Annotated in this window: 12 protein-coding genes; 5 read left to right on the top strand and 7 right to left on the bottom strand. The window is 71.0% G+C overall.

Annotation, left to right across the window (positions count from 1 at the left end; translation table 11 throughout):
• The first annotated feature begins 12 nt into the window (after window positions 1-12).
• From MLE64_RS13965 to MLE64_RS13955, 3 genes are all read left to right on the top strand, one after another.
• Window positions 13-2,016 carry a sigma-54-dependent Fis family transcriptional regulator gene (locus MLE64_RS13965; RefSeq protein WP_243318559.1) on the top strand — a complete coding sequence of 668 codons (2,004 nt, stop codon included), beginning with the start codon at window positions 13-15 and terminating at the stop codon, window positions 2,014-2,016.
• A gap of 77 nt (window positions 2,017-2,093) precedes the next feature.
• Window positions 2,094-2,675, top strand: a complete 582-nt coding sequence (locus MLE64_RS13960; RefSeq protein ID WP_243318557.1) for a DUF1003 domain-containing protein — start codon at window positions 2,094-2,096, stop codon at window positions 2,673-2,675.
• Between the two features lie 100 nt (window positions 2,676-2,775).
• Window positions 2,776-3,333 carry a hypothetical protein gene (locus MLE64_RS13955; protein ID WP_243318556.1) on the top strand — a complete coding sequence of 186 codons (558 nt, stop codon included), beginning with the start codon at window positions 2,776-2,778 and terminating at the stop codon, window positions 3,331-3,333.
• Here the strand turns inward: MLE64_RS13955 and MLE64_RS13950 are convergent.
• A complete protein-coding gene (locus MLE64_RS13950) occupies window positions 3,289-4,212 on the bottom strand; it encodes a LysR family transcriptional regulator (RefSeq protein ID WP_243318554.1) in 924 nt (307 codons plus the stop codon). The two genes, MLE64_RS13955 and MLE64_RS13950, sit on opposite strands and share 45 nt — an antisense overlap.
• A 74-nt stretch (window positions 4,213-4,286) precedes the next feature.
• Between MLE64_RS13950 and MLE64_RS13945 the strand changes: the two genes are divergently transcribed.
• A complete protein-coding gene (locus MLE64_RS13945; RefSeq protein WP_243318552.1) occupies window positions 4,287-5,534 on the top strand; it encodes an MFS transporter in 1,248 nt (415 codons plus the stop codon).
• On the opposite strand, the gene MLE64_RS13940 is transcribed toward MLE64_RS13945, so the two are convergent.
• The 6 genes from MLE64_RS13940 to MLE64_RS13915 form a co-directional block, all read right to left on the bottom strand.
• On the bottom strand, window positions 5,527-6,855 hold the full coding sequence (locus MLE64_RS13940; protein ID WP_243318548.1) for a protoporphyrinogen/coproporphyrinogen oxidase: 1,329 nt from the start codon (window positions 6,853-6,855) through the stop codon (window positions 5,527-5,529). The genes MLE64_RS13945 and MLE64_RS13940 overlap by 8 nt on opposite strands.
• Before the next feature lie 82 nt (window positions 6,856-6,937).
• Window positions 6,938-7,222 carry a DUF4258 domain-containing protein gene (locus MLE64_RS13935; RefSeq protein WP_243318546.1) on the bottom strand — a complete coding sequence of 95 codons (285 nt, stop codon included), beginning with the start codon at window positions 7,220-7,222 and terminating at the stop codon, window positions 6,938-6,940.
• 77 nt (window positions 7,223-7,299) lie between these two features.
• Window positions 7,300-9,942 carry a M1 family metallopeptidase gene (locus MLE64_RS13930; protein ID WP_243318544.1) on the bottom strand — a complete coding sequence of 881 codons (2,643 nt, stop codon included), beginning with the start codon at window positions 9,940-9,942 and terminating at the stop codon, window positions 7,300-7,302.
• Window positions 9,943-10,125: 183 nt separating this feature from the next.
• Window positions 10,126-10,866 carry a LytR/AlgR family response regulator transcription factor gene (locus MLE64_RS13925; protein ID WP_243318542.1) on the bottom strand — a complete coding sequence of 247 codons (741 nt, stop codon included), beginning with the start codon at window positions 10,864-10,866 and terminating at the stop codon, window positions 10,126-10,128.
• Window positions 10,838-11,884: a sensor histidine kinase gene (locus tag MLE64_RS13920; protein ID WP_243318540.1), complete on the bottom strand. Its 1,047-nt coding sequence runs from the start codon at window positions 11,882-11,884 to the stop codon at window positions 10,838-10,840. Before MLE64_RS13920 ends, MLE64_RS13925 begins: the two co-directional genes overlap by 29 nt.
• 64 nt (window positions 11,885-11,948) lie before the next feature.
• Window positions 11,949-12,113 carry a hypothetical protein gene (locus MLE64_RS13915; RefSeq protein ID WP_243318539.1) on the bottom strand — a complete coding sequence of 55 codons (165 nt, stop codon included), beginning with the start codon at window positions 12,111-12,113 and terminating at the stop codon, window positions 11,949-11,951.
• A gap of 200 nt (window positions 12,114-12,313) precedes the next feature.
• On the opposite strand from MLE64_RS13915, the gene MLE64_RS13910 reads away from it, so the two are divergent.
• Window positions 12,314-15,496 carry a lantibiotic dehydratase gene (locus tag MLE64_RS13910; RefSeq protein ID WP_243318537.1) on the top strand — a complete coding sequence of 1,061 codons (3,183 nt, stop codon included), beginning with the start codon at window positions 12,314-12,316 and terminating at the stop codon, window positions 15,494-15,496.
• The last annotated feature ends 30 nt before the right edge of the window (window positions 15,497-15,526 follow it).

The raw sequence follows: 15,526 nt of genomic DNA, 5'->3' as shown, positions 1-15,526 counted from the left end.
TCTGGAGGGGCCATGGCACAGAGGGAAGGGCACACCACAGAGTGCTGGGGGATCTGGGACCGCTTCATCCGGGAGGGGACCCTCGAGCCCGGCACGCTGGGGCCTGAATTGGAGGCATCCTGGCGCCGCTGCAAGGCCGCGGGCGTGGATCCGCTGGCCGGACGGTCCACGCTGATCCTGGGATCCGCCGAGTACGCGGCGCTGGCGGAGCGGAAGCAGGACCTGATCCGGGTCGCCAAGCCCTTCATGGAGAACCTGTACAGCCTTGTGGCGGGGTCCAGCTTCGTGGTGCTGCTCTTCGACGAGCAGGGTTACCTCCTGGAAGCCGTGGGGGACCAGGACCGGATCCTCGCCTCCCAGGATCTGAACCTGAATAAGGGCGCGCTCTGGGCCGAAGCCGAGGTGGGCACCAACGGGGCCGGCACACCGCTGGTGCTGGGCCGCCCCTTCCAGGTCTCGGGCGCCGAACACTACTGCCAGAAGCACCACCGGTGGACCTGCTCCGGGGCGCCCATCTTCGATCCGCGGGGGAAGACCATCGGCCTGCTGGACATGACCGGGCCCGTGGACGAGACGCACATCCACACGCTCGGGCTGGTGATGGCCGCGGTGGAAGCCATCCAGCACGAGCTGGAGGTGGGCCAGAAGAACCGGGAGCTGAGGCTGCTGAACAACCGGCTCTCCAGCATCATCCTCACGGTCACCGACGGGGTGCTGGTGCTGGACGTCGACGGCGTCCTCGACCAGATCAACCCCGTGGCGGAGCGGCTGCTGGGGGTCTCCAACCAGCAGGCCGCCGGCAAGCGCATCACGGATCTGGTGCGGGACCTGGGGCCCATCCGCGAGCTGTTGGCCTGGGGCCGGGAGTTCCTGGACCGGGAACTGGAACTGGCCTCCGGCCGGGGGGTCCTCCAGTGCATCGCCAGCGGCAAGCCCATCCTGGATGAGGCCGGCGTGGTCAAGGGGGCCGTGCTGTTCGTGAACCCCATCAACAAGATCAAGGGGCTCATCAACCGCTTCAGCGGGGCGCAGGCCACCTTCCGCTTCGAGGACATCCTGGGGCAGGGGGAGGTCTTGCTGCGGGCCGTCCAGCAGGGCCAGCTGGCCGCCGCCAACGAGAGCAACGTGCTGCTGACTGGCGAGAGCGGCACCGGCAAGGAGATGTTCGCCCACGCCATCCACAACCAGTCGGACCGCCGGACGGGACCCTTCGTGGCCATCAACTGCGGGGCCATCCCCCGGGAGCTCATCGCCAGCGAGCTGTTCGGCTACCAGGACGGGGCCTTCACGGGCGCGGCCCGGGGCGGGCGCCCGGGGAAGTTCGAGCTGGCCAGCGGAGGCACCCTCTTCCTGGACGAGATCGGCGACATGCCCCTGGAGCAGCAGATCGCGCTTCTCCGCGTGCTCCAGGACCGGACCATCACGCGCCTGGGCGGCGACCGGCCCTTCGTGGTGGACGTGCGGATCATCTGCGCCACCCACAAGGACCTTCGGGAGGAGATCCGCAAGGGGACCTTCCGCCAGGACCTCTACTACCGGCTCAATGTCTCCATGATCAGGCTCCCGCCCCTGCGGGAGCATCCCGAGGACATTCCGGAGCTGCTGGAGGCCTTCCTCCACAAGTTCACCGCCCGCAAGGGGATCGCGAAGCTCCGCATCGATCCCGGCGTGAGCGGCGCCCTCCAGGGCTATGCCTGGCCCGGCAACGTCCGCGAGTTCCAGAACGTGGTCGAGCGCATGGTCCACGCGGTCCGGGGCCCGGCGCTCCTCCCGGAGGACATCCCCGAGGAGATCCTCCGTCCCACGGAACCCCCGGCTTCCCTCTCAGGTCCCGCGGCGTCAGGCCCGGGTCGGGCCTCGGGCTCCGCCAGCCTCCGGGAGCAGCTGCTGGAGGAGGAGCGGGAGCAGATCCAGGCCTGCCTGCGCGCCTGGAAGGGGAACATGACCAAGGCCGCCCAGGAGCTGGGGATGGCGAGGAACACCCTCTACCGGAAACTACAGAAGCTGGGCATCTGAGACTGGAGTGACCTCAGGCGGGAAGGTCACGGGCTGGTCCCCCGGCCCCCCCTCCCCATCCTTCGGAAGGAGATCCCATGTCCACCACGAACCGCACCCTGGGCCCCGCGGCCCAATACCGCCACGATCACCCACCCGTGAAGAGCGTGAACGAAGAGGTGATCAAGTCCATGACGCTCGGCCAGCGCGTGGCGGACCGGGTGGCGCTGTCCGTGGGGAGCTGGCCGTTCATCATCGTGCAGAGCGTGCTGCTCTGCGTCTGGATGGGGTTCAACGTCTATCTGGTCGTTCAGGAGCACTCCCGGCCGGGCTTCCTGAAGGCCTGGGACCCCTACCCCTTCATCCTCCTCAACCTGGTGCTCAGCTTCCAGGCCGCATACACCGGACCGGTGGTGATGATGAGCCAGAACCGGCAGTCCGAGAAGGACCGCCTGGCGGCCCAGAATGACTACGAAGTGAACAAGAAGTCCGAAGTGGAGATCGAGGTGATCATGAAGCACCTCGTCCATCAGGACAAACTGCTGCTGGACGCCATCGCCCGGATCGAATCCCTTCAGAACGCGCCGGATCAGGGTGCCGTCGCCAGGATCGACGAGCTGCTGAAGCGCATGGACCAGAACGACAGGAACATCGCGGCGCTGCTGGCGCGCCTGGCCTAGCCTGCCTCCTCGCAGAACCTCCGAGGTTCGGGCGGCCGGCCTCCAGAGGGATGGTCCAATGGACCCGGGGAGTCTTGCGAGAGCCGGAGCGTGCGTGGGGATGGGGGCATGGAGGCTGGGAACGGGGATTCATGGGGCGGCTGCGGCCTACCTGGCGGGGACCGCTGCAGCGCTCTGGCTGCTGAACCAGGCCAAGCGGTCCTTCTGGCTCTTTTCCCTGCTGGTGCTGCCCGGGACGCTCTGCCATGAACTCTGCCACTGGACCTTGGGCCACTTGCTCAACGGCCGCCCCGTCCGCTTCACGGTGGTTCCGCGGCGCGAGGGGCGGGGCTGGGTACTGGGGGCCGTCGCCCTCTCGAATCTGCGCTGGTACAACGCCTTCTTCATCGGCCTCGCGCCGCTGGCCCTGCTGCCCGCGGCATACGGCCTGCTCCTGTGGCGCCTCAATGGCCATCCGCACCTCGGCTGGTCGGAGGCGGCCATGATGTTCCTCTTGGCGAACCTGGTTTTCGGGGCCATGCCGTCGGGGCAGGATCTTTGCATCGCGGCCCGGTCGCCTATCGGATGGCTGCTACTGGCGGGAGTGTTGGCCTGGGGGTGGACGCGGATCGCCTCAGCCCCTGGCCCTAGACCGCTTCGGGGCCGCGCGACGACCTGACACGGTTTCCCGGAGCACGGCCAGGAACGCGGCCAGCAGGGGCGAGGGATCGCCGCTCCGGTGGGCGGCGGCGATCTCGATGAGCACCTGGGGCGGCGCGAGGGGCACGTACGCGACGCCCGCGTGGGCCAGGCGGCGCACGGCGGCGGGCAGCAGGGACACGCCGAAGCCCGCGGCCACGAAGCCCACCACCGTCTGGATCTCCTTGGCCTCCTGGGCGATGCGGGGCGAGAAACCGGCTTGCAAGCAGGCGCCCATCATCAGGTCCAGGATCCCCAGGCCATGGCTGCGGGGGATCATGATGAAGGGATCTTCGGCCAAGGCGGCCAGAGGGATGCGTCGCCGGGCCGCAAGAGGGTGGTCCGCCGGCAGCACGGCCACCAGCGGCTCCCGGAGGACCGTGGTGGTGGTAATGCCGGGTTCGTGGATGGGTGGGCGGAGGAAGCCCACCTGGATCCGGCCCTCCCGGAGGGCGTCCACCTGCTCGCCGCTGCTCAGCTCGTGCAGCGTGATGGCCACGGCGGGATGGCGCTCCCGGTAGGCCCGCAGGACGCGGGGCAGGGTGTCCTCGTAGGAGGCGGAGCTCACCAGGCCGATGGCGATCTCGCCCACCTCGCCCCGGGCCGCGCGCTGGGCCTGGAGGACGGCCCGGTCCACCTGGGCCAGGATCTCCCTGGCCGAGGCGAGGAACTGCCGGCCGGGCTCCGTCAGCTCGACGTGGCGACGGGTGCGGGCGAACAGCGGGACGCCGAGTTCCTGCTCCAGCTGCTTGATCTGCTGGCTCAGGGGGGGCTGGGCCATGTGGAGGCGCGCGGCGGCCCGGCTGAAGTGCAGCTCCTCGGCGACGACGGTGAAGTAGCGGAGCAGGCGGAGCTCCATTGATATCTCCTGAATATAAGATGCCCCTGGTACAGATATTTTCCATAGGTTTTTGCTGCTCCGACAATGGAGAAATGAGCGAAGGTGAGCCTTCCCAGACCCCTCTTCCGGAACCGGACCTGCGCGTGGCCGACGCCCGCCGCACCCTGGCCGTGACCTTCGCGGGCTTCTGCGCCTTCCTGGGCCTCTACGCCACCCAGCCCCTGCTGCCGATGCTGGAGCAGCTCTTCCACGCCAGCAAGGCGACCGTGAGCCTCACGCTCACCGCCTCCACCCTGGGTGTGGCCCTGGCGGCCCCCCTGGTGGGCATCGTGGCGGACCGGCTGGGGCGGAAGCGCGTCATCGTCGCCTCCGCCAGCCTGCTGGCCCTGGCCACCCTGCTGAACGCCACGGCCACGGGGCTTCCCTCCCTGGTCTTCTGGCGGTTCCTCCAGGGGGTCTTCACGCCCGGGGTCTTCGCTGTGACCGTGGCCTACGTGCAGGAGGAGTGGGCCGACGGGGGCGCGGGCCGGGCCATGGCCATGTACGTCACGGGCTCCGTCCTCGGCGGTTTCATGGGACGCATGACCACCGGGCTCATCGTGTCCCACTGGAACTGGCACGGGTCGTTCGTGGCGATCGGGCTCATGGGTGCGGTCTCGGCCTTCGCGCTTCAGGTCTGGCTGCCCCGGGAGCGCCGGTTCACGGGCCGCGTCCAGGGGGAATCGCCCTTCGCCGGCGCGCTGGCCCATCTCAAAAACCCCCGGCTCCGGGCCGCCTTCGCCGTGGGCTTCGGGGTGCTCTTCACCCTCATCGCCAGCTTCACCTACGTGACCTTCCACCTGGCGGGCGAGCCCTTCCGCCTGGGTCCCCTGGCCCTCGGCTCCCTGTTCTTCACCTACCTGGTCGGCGCGGTCATCACGCCCTACGCCGGCCACGTCATCGACCGCTACGGCCACCGGACGGCCATGGTGCTGGCCATGGGCGCCGGCATCGGAGGCATGCTGCTCACGCTGGTGCCGAGCCTCTGGGCCGTGGTGGCCGGCCTGGCCTTCTGCTGCACCGGCGTGTTCGTGGCCCAGGCGGCCACCGCCAGCTACCTCGGCGTGGCGGCGCGCCAGAACAAGGCCCTGGCCGTGGGGATCTACGTCACCTGCTACTACCTTGGCGGCTGTGTCGGCGGCGAGCTGCCGGGCTACCTCTGGCGCTTCGGCGGCTGGTCCGCCTGCGTGGCGCTGGTCATCCTCGTCCAGCTCCTGACCATCGCCATCACCCTCGCCGGCTGCACCGACCCCGCAAAGGAAGCCGGCCCGGTTCTCGAGCCCCTGACCGAGTTCAAGTGAGCCCACGCATGGACAGCGCCCCGGCCCAGGCCTCCACGCCCTCCGCCAGGTTGGGGATCCCGGGTCCGAAGCGGGCCGCGCCGAGCCAGTGGAGGCCCTGCGGGAGCCCCTCAAGCACCCGCGCCACCCGGGCGCCGTGGCCCGGCTCCAGCAGGGGGAAGGCGCCGGAGCAGGCGTCCTCCCGCACCTGCACTGCCTCGCCCAGCTCCGGCAGCCAGCGGCGCAGCTCCCGGAAGACGCCTGGCCAGGCCGCCAGCGCCGGATCCACGGGATAGGCGCCGCCCACGTAGGCGCGCAGCTGCAGCAGGCCCGGCACGCCCCGGGGATCGTCCGCCGCGAAGGACACGGCGCCCAGCAGCCCCCGGCCCTCTGGCGGATGCACCAGCAGGCCCAGGCCCCGCTCCCAGCCCCGCACCATGGGATGGCGGCTGTGCCAGAGGCGGAGGTCCAGGTGGGGGATGGCCGCCAGCTCCGAAGCCGCTTCCGGTGCGAAAGGCCGCAGGAGTGCCGCGGCGGCGGCCGCCGGTAGGGCCAGGATCACCGCTCCGGCCTCCACATGGAGGCCTTCTCCATGAACCCGCCACCGGCCGTCGGGCAGGGGCTCCAGGGCCCGCGCGGCCCGGCCAGTGGACACGCCGCCGAGCCGCTCCGCCAGGGTCAGCGCCAGGGCCTGCGCCAGCGCGCCGGTGCCTCCCACGGGCAGGCGGGTGCGCTCGAGGCCCGTCCGCAGGCCGCCCAGGAACAGGCCGCCATGCGCTTCCAGGCGCTTCAGGCGCGGCGCCGCCTCCAGGCCCAGGCGCTCCGGCGGGGCCGCCAGCACGCCGGCCACCAGGGCCGGCAGCAGCTCCCGGGCGAAGCCTTCCCCCAGGCGGCGGGCGAAGAACGCGTGGAGGGTTTCGTCAGGCCCGGTTCCTGCCGGGATGAAGGGCTCCGCCAGCACCCGCAGCTTCTCGCCGAAGCCGAGGCCCGGAGCGCGCAGCAGCCCCGCCAGCGAGGCCGGCCCGGGGTGCCGGCGCCCGGCCTTGCCCAGCCAGCGGGGGCCCCTGGGCCGGGAGGGGCGCAGCTCGATCGCCAGCGCCCGCAGCAGGCGGTCCAGCGCCCCGCCCCGGCCCACGAGCAGGCCCTGGGGCCCGCGCTCCAGCCAGCCCGGCTCGCCGGCCGGGCCCGGCCAGGGCAGCGTCTGCGCCCACCCGCCCGGAGCCTCGGCAGCCTCCCAGACCACGACATCGCAGCCCTTCTGGCGCAGGTGCCACGCCGCCAGCAGGCCGGAGATCCCGCCTCCCAGGACGACGACCTGCGCGCGCTCCCCGTTCCCGTCCACACCGCTCCGATGTCCGCCCCCGCCCCACCGCGGGGAACCGGGCGCCTGGGGCCAGGATACAGCGGGCGGGCCGCTCCCCAGGTCAGGCCGAGCGGCGGAGGCTCCGGAAGTCGTGGTTCCGGTACACGGTGAGCACGTCCCCCTCGGGGGAGCAGACCACCTGCAGGCCCGCGAAGGGCCGGAGGTCGAGGCCCCGTCGCGCCGCCTTCGCCACCTCGCGCTTTCCCAGCGCGTGGATGCAGGCGCCCCGGACCCAGGCCTCCCGTCCGTGGGCCAGCACCGCCTCCACCGCCGTGGGCGGAATGCGCCGCCCGTCCATCCGGAGCCGGGCGTGGTGCGTGAGGGGGAGCGCGTCGGGCCGGGCCATGGGATCACCTCCTGGTCCCAGGATCGACCCATGGATTGGACAATGACTGGCGGATACCTGGGCTGGGGCTTTCGGGGCTAGGACCACCCCTTCCCGCGGAGGAACCGGGCGCTGGCCTCCAGGTCGCGGCGGCCCCGGGCCTGATGCACCTCCATGGACTCCAGGGCGCGGGTCAGGGCCAGGGGGCCGCCGTCGAAGGGCTGGACCCGGGGCCGGAGGAAGGCCTCGAAGGCATCGCGGCTCACGGTGTCCCACAGGGCCTCGCCCAGCCGCCCGACGAGGCCGCAGAAATCATCGCTGCGGAACTGGGGCGCCACCTGGTCGAAGTGCCGCTGGAGCCAGGCCCAGGCCAGGGGCCGGGTCTCGGGGTCGGCCAGGGCGCCGTCCAGGATCAGCACGGACTCCCGGATGTCGAAGCCGTCCCGGAGCATCAGGTCCAACGCGGCGTTGACGAGGGCGGGGGAACGGAAACCGCCGAGTCCCGCCATGAGCCGGGCGCGCTCCTGGCGGTCCGGCGTCGCGCGGACCTGCGCCACCAGCTGATTGAAGAACGACCGGCTGGAGGTCTGCGCGGCGACGGCCAGGACCGGCGCCACCAGGTCGGGATCCACGCCCTTGTGGGCCTTCAGCCAGCGCCCGGCCAGGGTTCTCGCCTCGGCGGACAGCCGCAGGTCCAGGCCCAGGGAGGCCACGCGGGGCACCAGGAGCGCCCGGAGACGGCGGGCCTCCACGTTCTCGCCGGAGCGCGGCGTCCAGCCCAGGGCCCGGGCCCGGGCGCCCCAGGTGGCCCGGACGTACGCGGCCAGGTGTGTGCGGTCGCCCGGGGCCAGGAGCCCAACCGGGATCCGGCCCGCGAGGGCCAGGGACTGGGCCACGATGAGGCGGTCCGGATCCTGGGCGGCGGCCGAGGCCAGCCGTATCGTCGAGGCCAGGTCCAGGGTTCCGGTCTCGCCCATGGCCTTGGCGTCGTCCAGGAGGCGGAACCGCTCCGGGACCGTCAGCGCCGCAGCGGGTGCCTGCAGAAGGGCGGTCAGCTGATCCGCCTGGTAGGCCACGCGGTAGTAGCCCGATCCGCCCGCGTTGAGCAGGAGCCAGCCGGGCCGCTGGCCGCCGGGAAGGGGGAAGGTGCCCGACTTCCCCGTGAGCACCGCGTAGAAGGGCTCGGCGGTTCGGTTCGTGCGGATGCCCACGGGGAGGGTCCAGACCGCCGGAGACCCGGATTCCGCGCCTGCGGCTAGGAACCGCGCCTGGGTTAGCTCGAGGCTCCAGCCCCCGGGTGTCTGGACGCACCGGCCCGTGACGACCGGAATGCCGGGCTGGCTGATGAAGGACTCGAACACGGACCGGGCCGGGGTGCCGGCGCCTTCCTGCACGGCCTTGAGCCAGTCCTCCGAGGTGGCGTTGGCCCACTGGTGCCGCTGGACGTAGGACCTCACGATCCCCCGGAAGCGATCAGGTCCCAGCCAGCGCTCCACCATGGTCATCAGGGCGTTGCCCTTGAAGTAGGTGAGGTTGTTGTCGAAGGAATTCTCGATGTTGTCCTTGGATGCGACGGGCTGGCGCACCCGCTTGGCCGAGGGCAGGGCGTCCGCCGCCATGGCGTTGGCCATGAGCTGGAGCCGGTTCGCGGGGACCCGCCAGGACGGCTCGAAGGCCTCCATCATCTTGGCGTCGATCCAGGTGGTCATGCCCTCGTTCAGCCAGGTGTCGTCCCACCAGGCCATGGTCACCACGTCGCCGAACCAGTAGTGGCCAAGCTCGTGGACGGCGATGGTGCTGTAGAACTCCTTCCGCGCTGGCGTCTCCTCGCCGGGCTTGATGAGTGTCAGGGGCTGGCCCAGGGCCACCAGCCCGGGGTGCTCCATGGTGCCCCAGTAGCGTGGGACCACGGCCACGTCGAGCTTCCCGAAGGGATAGGGCATGCCGAAGAAGTCCTCCAGCAGGCCTACCAGCCGTGGCGTGGCTTCCGCCGCGTAGCGGGTCTCCGCGCCGCGGCCCTTGGGCACCACGAACCGTAGCGGCGTGCCGTGGTGTCCGGCCGTGCCCGCGGGGATCACATCGAAAGGCCCGACCACCAGGGCCACCAGGTACGAGGGCAGGGGCCGGGACTCCGCGAACGTGATCCGCTTCATGCCGCCGGGCTCGGCGATTTCCTCCCTGGCCGGGGCGTTGGCCAGCCCCACCTGGTCCTGGGGCACATGGAGCACCAGGGTCCAGGGGATCTTGAACCCGGGCTCGTCGAAGCAGGGGAAGGCTCGCCGGGCGTCGATGGGCTCGAAGAAAGTGTAGGCGTACCAGTCGTCGCCCTCTTTCACCCGGTAGAGGCCCTGGCTGCGGGTGGAGTCCAGCGCCCCCTCCCAGGCCAGCGTCAGCTGCGCGGGGCCGGGCGCCACGGGCGCCGCGAAGCGCAGGCCCACCACGTCCTCGTTTCCGGGGATGATTGTGGCGGCCTGGCTCGCGCCGCCGGCGGCAAGCTCCGCGCGCTGGAACTTGAGGCCCGTGGCATTGATCCAGAGGGTCGCCGTGGGTTCCGAGACCGCCAGGTCGTACGTGGCGGTTCCGGTGAAGGCTTCCCGCGAGGGGACGATGGTCAGCTCCAGCCGGCCCCGGAGCGGGCGCACGGAGGCCGGGAGGCGCAGCGTGGGAGGCGTGGCCTCCCCGCTCCAGAGGGCGGCTCCCATCGCGCAAAGTACCGTGCCGACGATCGCCTTGAGCCGCATGCGGAAACCTCCCGGTCCAAGGCCTGAAGCACCCCGGATCCTGGGTTCGATTGGATCACGGGCGGGGTCGCGCGGGTATCCGCGCCGGGAGAGTGCGAGCGACGAGGCGCTTCTCGAGAAGGGGATGCGGAGGCCGCCCTCCACGCGCTTCACTTTCAGACACGGGCGGGTACGGGCCCCCCGTCAGGTCTCCTCGCCTCGGATGCACTCCTTCGTCCGTGAAGTCATGGCCCGGCTGACGGTCAGCTCCACCTGGGGGGCCACCAGCACCTTGATGCGGCCCACCGTGGATGGGCGGATCCCCTTGACCATCTGGGGCCGCAGCAGCAGGTGCCGCTGAATCCGGAGCATGCCAGCCTCCGGGAAGGCCTGCTCCACTTCCGCCAGGGTGGACCATCGGGTCAGGTAGCGGTTCTGGCCCCGGCAGGCCCACACACGGTCGCTCTCGAGCTCGAAATGTGTCACCAGCTCCAGGTCCATGTAGATCTCCCCGTCCCCGGCCCGGATGGGGAAGCGGACGGGAGGCGGCATGAGCGTCTTCAGCTCCGACGGACTGAGCCGCCGGACCAGGCGGTCGCGGAGGCGCTGAAGGCACTTGGCGAGACGGTCCTCGAACACCGGCTTCAGCAGGTAGTCCACCGCGGCGAGCTCGAAGGCCCGCACGGCGTAATCGGAGAAGGCCGTCACGAACACCACCGGCGGGCAGTCCGGGACTTCGGCCAGCACCTCCAGTCCGTTGAGTCCGGGCATCTGGATGTCCAGGAAGATGACGTCCACCTCGGCCGGCTGCTTCAGCCACTGGAGCAGGGCGACGCCGTCTCCGAGCTCATCCACGATGGTGCATTCGGCCTCCTGGAGGAGCCGCGAAAGCCGCTCCCTGGCCAGAGGCTCGTCATCAACTACCAGGGCCTTCAGAGGCTTCATGGGGCCATTCTACTTGGGTCGCCTCGAACTGGATGCAGGCGAGCGTGCCCTGGCCCGAGGGCCCGATGACGAGTTCGGCGCTGGAGCCGAAGTGCAGGGCGAGGCGCGAGCGCAGGTTCTTCAGGCCGATGCCGCTTCCGTTCACCTGGTTCGGGAAGGGCCTGCCGGAGTTCCAGATCTCCAGCCGGACCGAGCCGTCCCGGGAGCGGGCCCGGATGATGATGTCGCCGCCCGGAATGCTCGGCGCGATTCCGTGCTTGATGGCGTTCTCCACCAGGGGCTGGAGGAGGAGCGGCGGAATCTCGATGGAATCGAGCCCTTCGTCCCAGTCCCACAACACCCTGAGCCGGGGCCCCAGCCGGATGGCCTCCAGGGCCAGGAAATCCGAGATGATCTTCCGCTCTTCCCCGAGGGGCAGCCGCATGTGCTCGGAGGCCCGCAGGATGCGGCGGAGCAGGTCCGACAGGTGCCGGATGGCGGTTTCGGCAGCCTTGGGATCCTTGTGGACCAGCTCCGCCAGGCCGTTGAGCGCGTTGAACAGCACATGGGGATGGACCTGCCCCTGGAGCAGGCGGTTCTTGGCGATCTGTGCCTCGGCCTCGGAGGCCGCCCGGAGCTCCTCCGACCGGGCCCGCGATGCGACGAGACCCCCGACGATCATCATGGCTGGCCCCACGAAAGAGCTGTAGACGGCTGTGGCGCGGGCCAGGTTGAACTGGTGGCCCGCTCGTGAGAGCAGCCATCCGTCGAAGATGGGCAGGAGGTAGGAGACGGATTCACAGGAGACCACCGAGACGACGAACCCCACGGCGAACCTCCACGGGGAGGGAAGCCGGCGGGACAGGGTCCAGGGCAGGGGGGCCAGCCCTGCGAAGGCGGTGATGTGCGTGAAGGGCCCGGAGAGGAGGCTGGCCCAGAACCAGATGTTCCCGAGCCGGTGGGCAGTCTGGTAGCTGTAGATGAGGACCGCCACCCAGAGGAGGTAGCAGACCAGGAGGACTCGCCAGTTCCGGGCCAACGGAAAGAGCGAGGCCCATGGGTTTGCCGTGTCTGCCTCCACCGGGAAGACTCCATGTGGATCGTCACTGGATCGTGAAGACCGTGGTGGTGAGGGTGGGCGCCCAGGGTTCATGAGAGGCCCGCTGACCCTGGCCATCGGTGACGGCGACCTTCTGCCGGTTCAGCGTCTCGCTGACGCTGCTCGCCTGCTGGATGGATTCCTTGCGGAAGGAAAGGGTGGTGGTCATGGGAGCTCCCAGGTGGCGCCGCCGGGCGCGACCTCGTTTGTGAGCCCTTGCGGGAGCCCTTCCAACCCATTCCCATGAACGGTATGTAACCACGGCTCGAACCGTTCGGCCCCCCAACTGCTACCGTTCGGCGCTTCCGGAGCCCGCATCCGCGGGACATGTTCTCCTGAGGGGGATTCTCTTCGGAAAGATTCCGGTCCATGCCGCAACCTTCCTGTCAGACCACCGATTTCTTCGTGCTCCGGAGCCCGGGCCTCCCCCTGGATGCGCTCGCCGTGGTGGTTCCGCCGCCGCAGGAAGGCCCGGCGGAGGAGACCCCGGGAGCCCGGCTGGAGCGGGATCGGGAGGCGCTGCGGGCCGCGCTTCGCGCGCAGGTCCGCCAGCCCGCTGTGCGCGAGGCCGTGGCGCTGGCTTCGCCGGACCTGGCCGGGCGCCTGGATGCCTGGCTGGAGGGCGCGCTGGATGACGCGGCGACCCGCGGGGTGGAGCGGGCCCTGGTGAAGTACCTCAGCCGGATGAGCAGCCGCGCCACCCCCTTCGGTCTCTTCGCGGGGGTGTCCACGGGCGCCTGGGGGCCGGAAAGCCGCCTGGCCGTGGCGTCCTGGCGCTCGTGCCGCAAGGCCGTGCGCCTGGACTGGGGCATCCTGGAGGCCCTGGTGAACCGCCTGGAGTGGGATCCAGAGGTGCGGTCCCGCGTGACCTACCGGCCCAACTCCAGCCTCTATGCCTGGGGTGGGTGGCGCCGCTATCTCGAGACCCGCGATACGGAAGGGAAGGGGCGGTCCTATCACCTGGAGGCGGTGGAGGCCACGCCCCACCTCGACTTCGCGCTCCAGCAGGCGCGGGCGGGGCAGTCCTTCGGGGACCTGGCCGTGCGACTGGCGGTGCGCCTGAAGGTCGAACTCGCGGAGGCCCGCGCTTTCCTGGAACAGATCGTGGATGCCCAGGTGCTGCGCGGGGACCTGCACCCGCCCTTGACCAGCCCCGATCCCCTCAGCCACGTGATCGCCGCGCTTCGGGCCCATGCCCTGACCGCGCCCCAGGCTGAACCGCTGGTGGCCCTGGGCCGGGACCTGGACCGTCTCCGCCAGGCACCCCTCGGCGCCTGTCCTGAAGGCTACCCGGCCCACCTGCCGTCCCTCCAGGGGCTGGACCTGCCCCCGGGAATCCGGGATCTCCTCCAGGTGGACCTCTTCCGTCCGGCCCCGGGCCTGGCGCTGTCCACCGGGATCCGCCGGGCCCTGGAAGAGGGCGCCGACACCCTCCGACGTCTGACGCAGGCGCCGACCGACCGGCCCCTGGAGAGGTTCCGGTGGGCCTTCAGCGAGCGGTACGGCCAGCGGTGGATGCCCCTGCTGGAGGTCCTGGACGAGGAGAGCGGCATCGGGTTCGACGGCGCTCCCGCCTACGACGATCCCCTGCTGGAGGATCTGCCCTTCCAGGCGCCGGCGCCCCCGCGGAGCCTGTCGCGCCGGGACCAGTTCCTCCTGGCCCAGTTCCCGAGGTGGGCAGGGACGCGGGTCTGGACCCTGGAGGATGCGGATCTGGACGCGCTGGCCCAGCCGGATCCCCAGCCCTTCCCCGCAGCCTTCGCGGCGCTGGCCACTCTGGCGGCCTCCAGCCCCGCGGACCTGGATCGCGGCGACTTCCAGTTCTGGATGGAGCAGTACTCGGGTCCCACGGCGGCCCGGTGGCTGGGGCGTTTCGCCTCCGGCGACCCGGGTCTCCAGGCCTCCCTCCAGCGGCATCTCCGGAAGGAGGAGGCCCTGCGGTCGGAGGCGGTGTTCGCCGAGGTGGTCCACGTGCCCGAGGGCCGCATGGGCAACGTCCTGGCCCGACCCGCCCTGCGGGAGTACGAGATCCCCTTCCTGGCGACGGCGGGCGTCCCCCAGGATCACGTGATTCCCCCGTCCGACCTCCAGGTGACCGTGCGGGGAGACCGGGTGGTGCTGGCGTCGACGCGGCTGGGGCGGGAGGTGATCCCCCGCTTGTCCTCCGCCCACAACTTCGCCCGCGGTCCCGTGGTCTACCGGTTCCTGTCCCACCTGCAGGACCAGGACGGCCGGGCCGGCGGCTGGTCCTGGGGAGCCCTGGCCGAGCAGCCGTTCCTGCCCAGGGTGGTCCGCGGACGCCATGTCCTCAGCCGCGCGCGATGGCGGATCCGCGCCGAGGAGCTGAAGGCGGCCCTGGCCGCCAGCGGCGAGGGGGCCTGGGGGGCCTTCCAGATCCTGCGCAAGCGCCTGGGGCTGCCGCGGTTCGTCACGCTCACCGACGCCGACAACAGCCTGCGGGTGGACCTGGATCGCGTGCTCTGGGTGGAAACCCTGCACCACCTCGTGGCGGGCCGATCCGCCTTCACCCTCACGGAGTTCTTCCCGGATGCGGGGCAGACGCCGGTCACCTCGCCCGAAGGGCCGTTCGCCCACGAGCTGGTCATCCCCTTCGAAGCCGCTCCCGCCGCGCCGCCGCGGTCGGTGCGGCTCCCGCCGGATCCCGCGGGCGCCGAGACCCGCGCCTACCCGCCGGGCTCGGAATGGCTCTACCTGAAGCTCTATGGCGGCGCCGCCAGCGGGGACCGCCTCCTCGTGGCCCTGGAACCGCTGCTCCGGTGGACCCGGGCTCAGGGATTCTGGGACCGCTGGCACTTCATCCGGTACCGGGATCCGGAGCCCCACCTCCGCGTCCGGTTCCATGGCCTGCCCCTCCGCCTTCTCACGGGCCTGCTGCCCGAGGTCCACCGGCACCTGGAGGACTGCCGCGCCCAGGGCCTCCTGTGGAAATGGCAGGTGGACACCTTCGAGCCCGAGCTGGAGCGCTACGGTGGGTCCCAAGGGTTCGACCTCGCGGAGGCGTGGTTCTTCGAGGACAGCGAGTGGATCCTGAGCCACCTGCTGGTGGGCCTAGGCCAGAAGGACCGCTGGAAGGCCGGCCTCCGGCAGGTGGATGCGATCTGGGCCGCCCTGGGGCTGGATGATCTGGCCCGCCGGGACCTGTCCCGAGGCACGCGGGACGCCCTCCGGAAGGAGTTCGAGGGCGCGGGGCCCGGGGTCGTGGCGATCGGCGCGAGGTTCAGGCAGCTGAGGAAGGATCTGGAGGCGGAATTCTTCCAGCCTTCCGGGGCAGGTGATGCTTTCGGCCTGCGGAGCCTGGGGGTCATCCGCGAGGCCTGCGACCAGGGGCAGCTGCGGGAGGACCGGACCGCCCTGGCCGGGAGCCTGGCGCACATGCACCTGAACCGGCTCTTCCGCACCCACCCCCGGGAGCAGGAGTGGATCCTCATGGAATTCCTGGCCCGCCTTTACGAGTCCCGGCTGGCCAGGCCCGGAGAGGGGAGGCTGGCGCCGGGGCCGGAATCGCCAGGGGTCGAATCCGTTCGGACCTGAAAATCGACCGTTCGGGGGAAAATCTCGCCC

The sequence above is a fragment of the Geothrix paludis genome, from assembly GCF_022808815.1.
GTDB lineage: Bacteria > Acidobacteriota > Holophagae > Holophagales > Holophagaceae > Geothrix > Geothrix paludis.
This window is presented reverse-complemented; position numbering and strand designations above follow the sequence as displayed.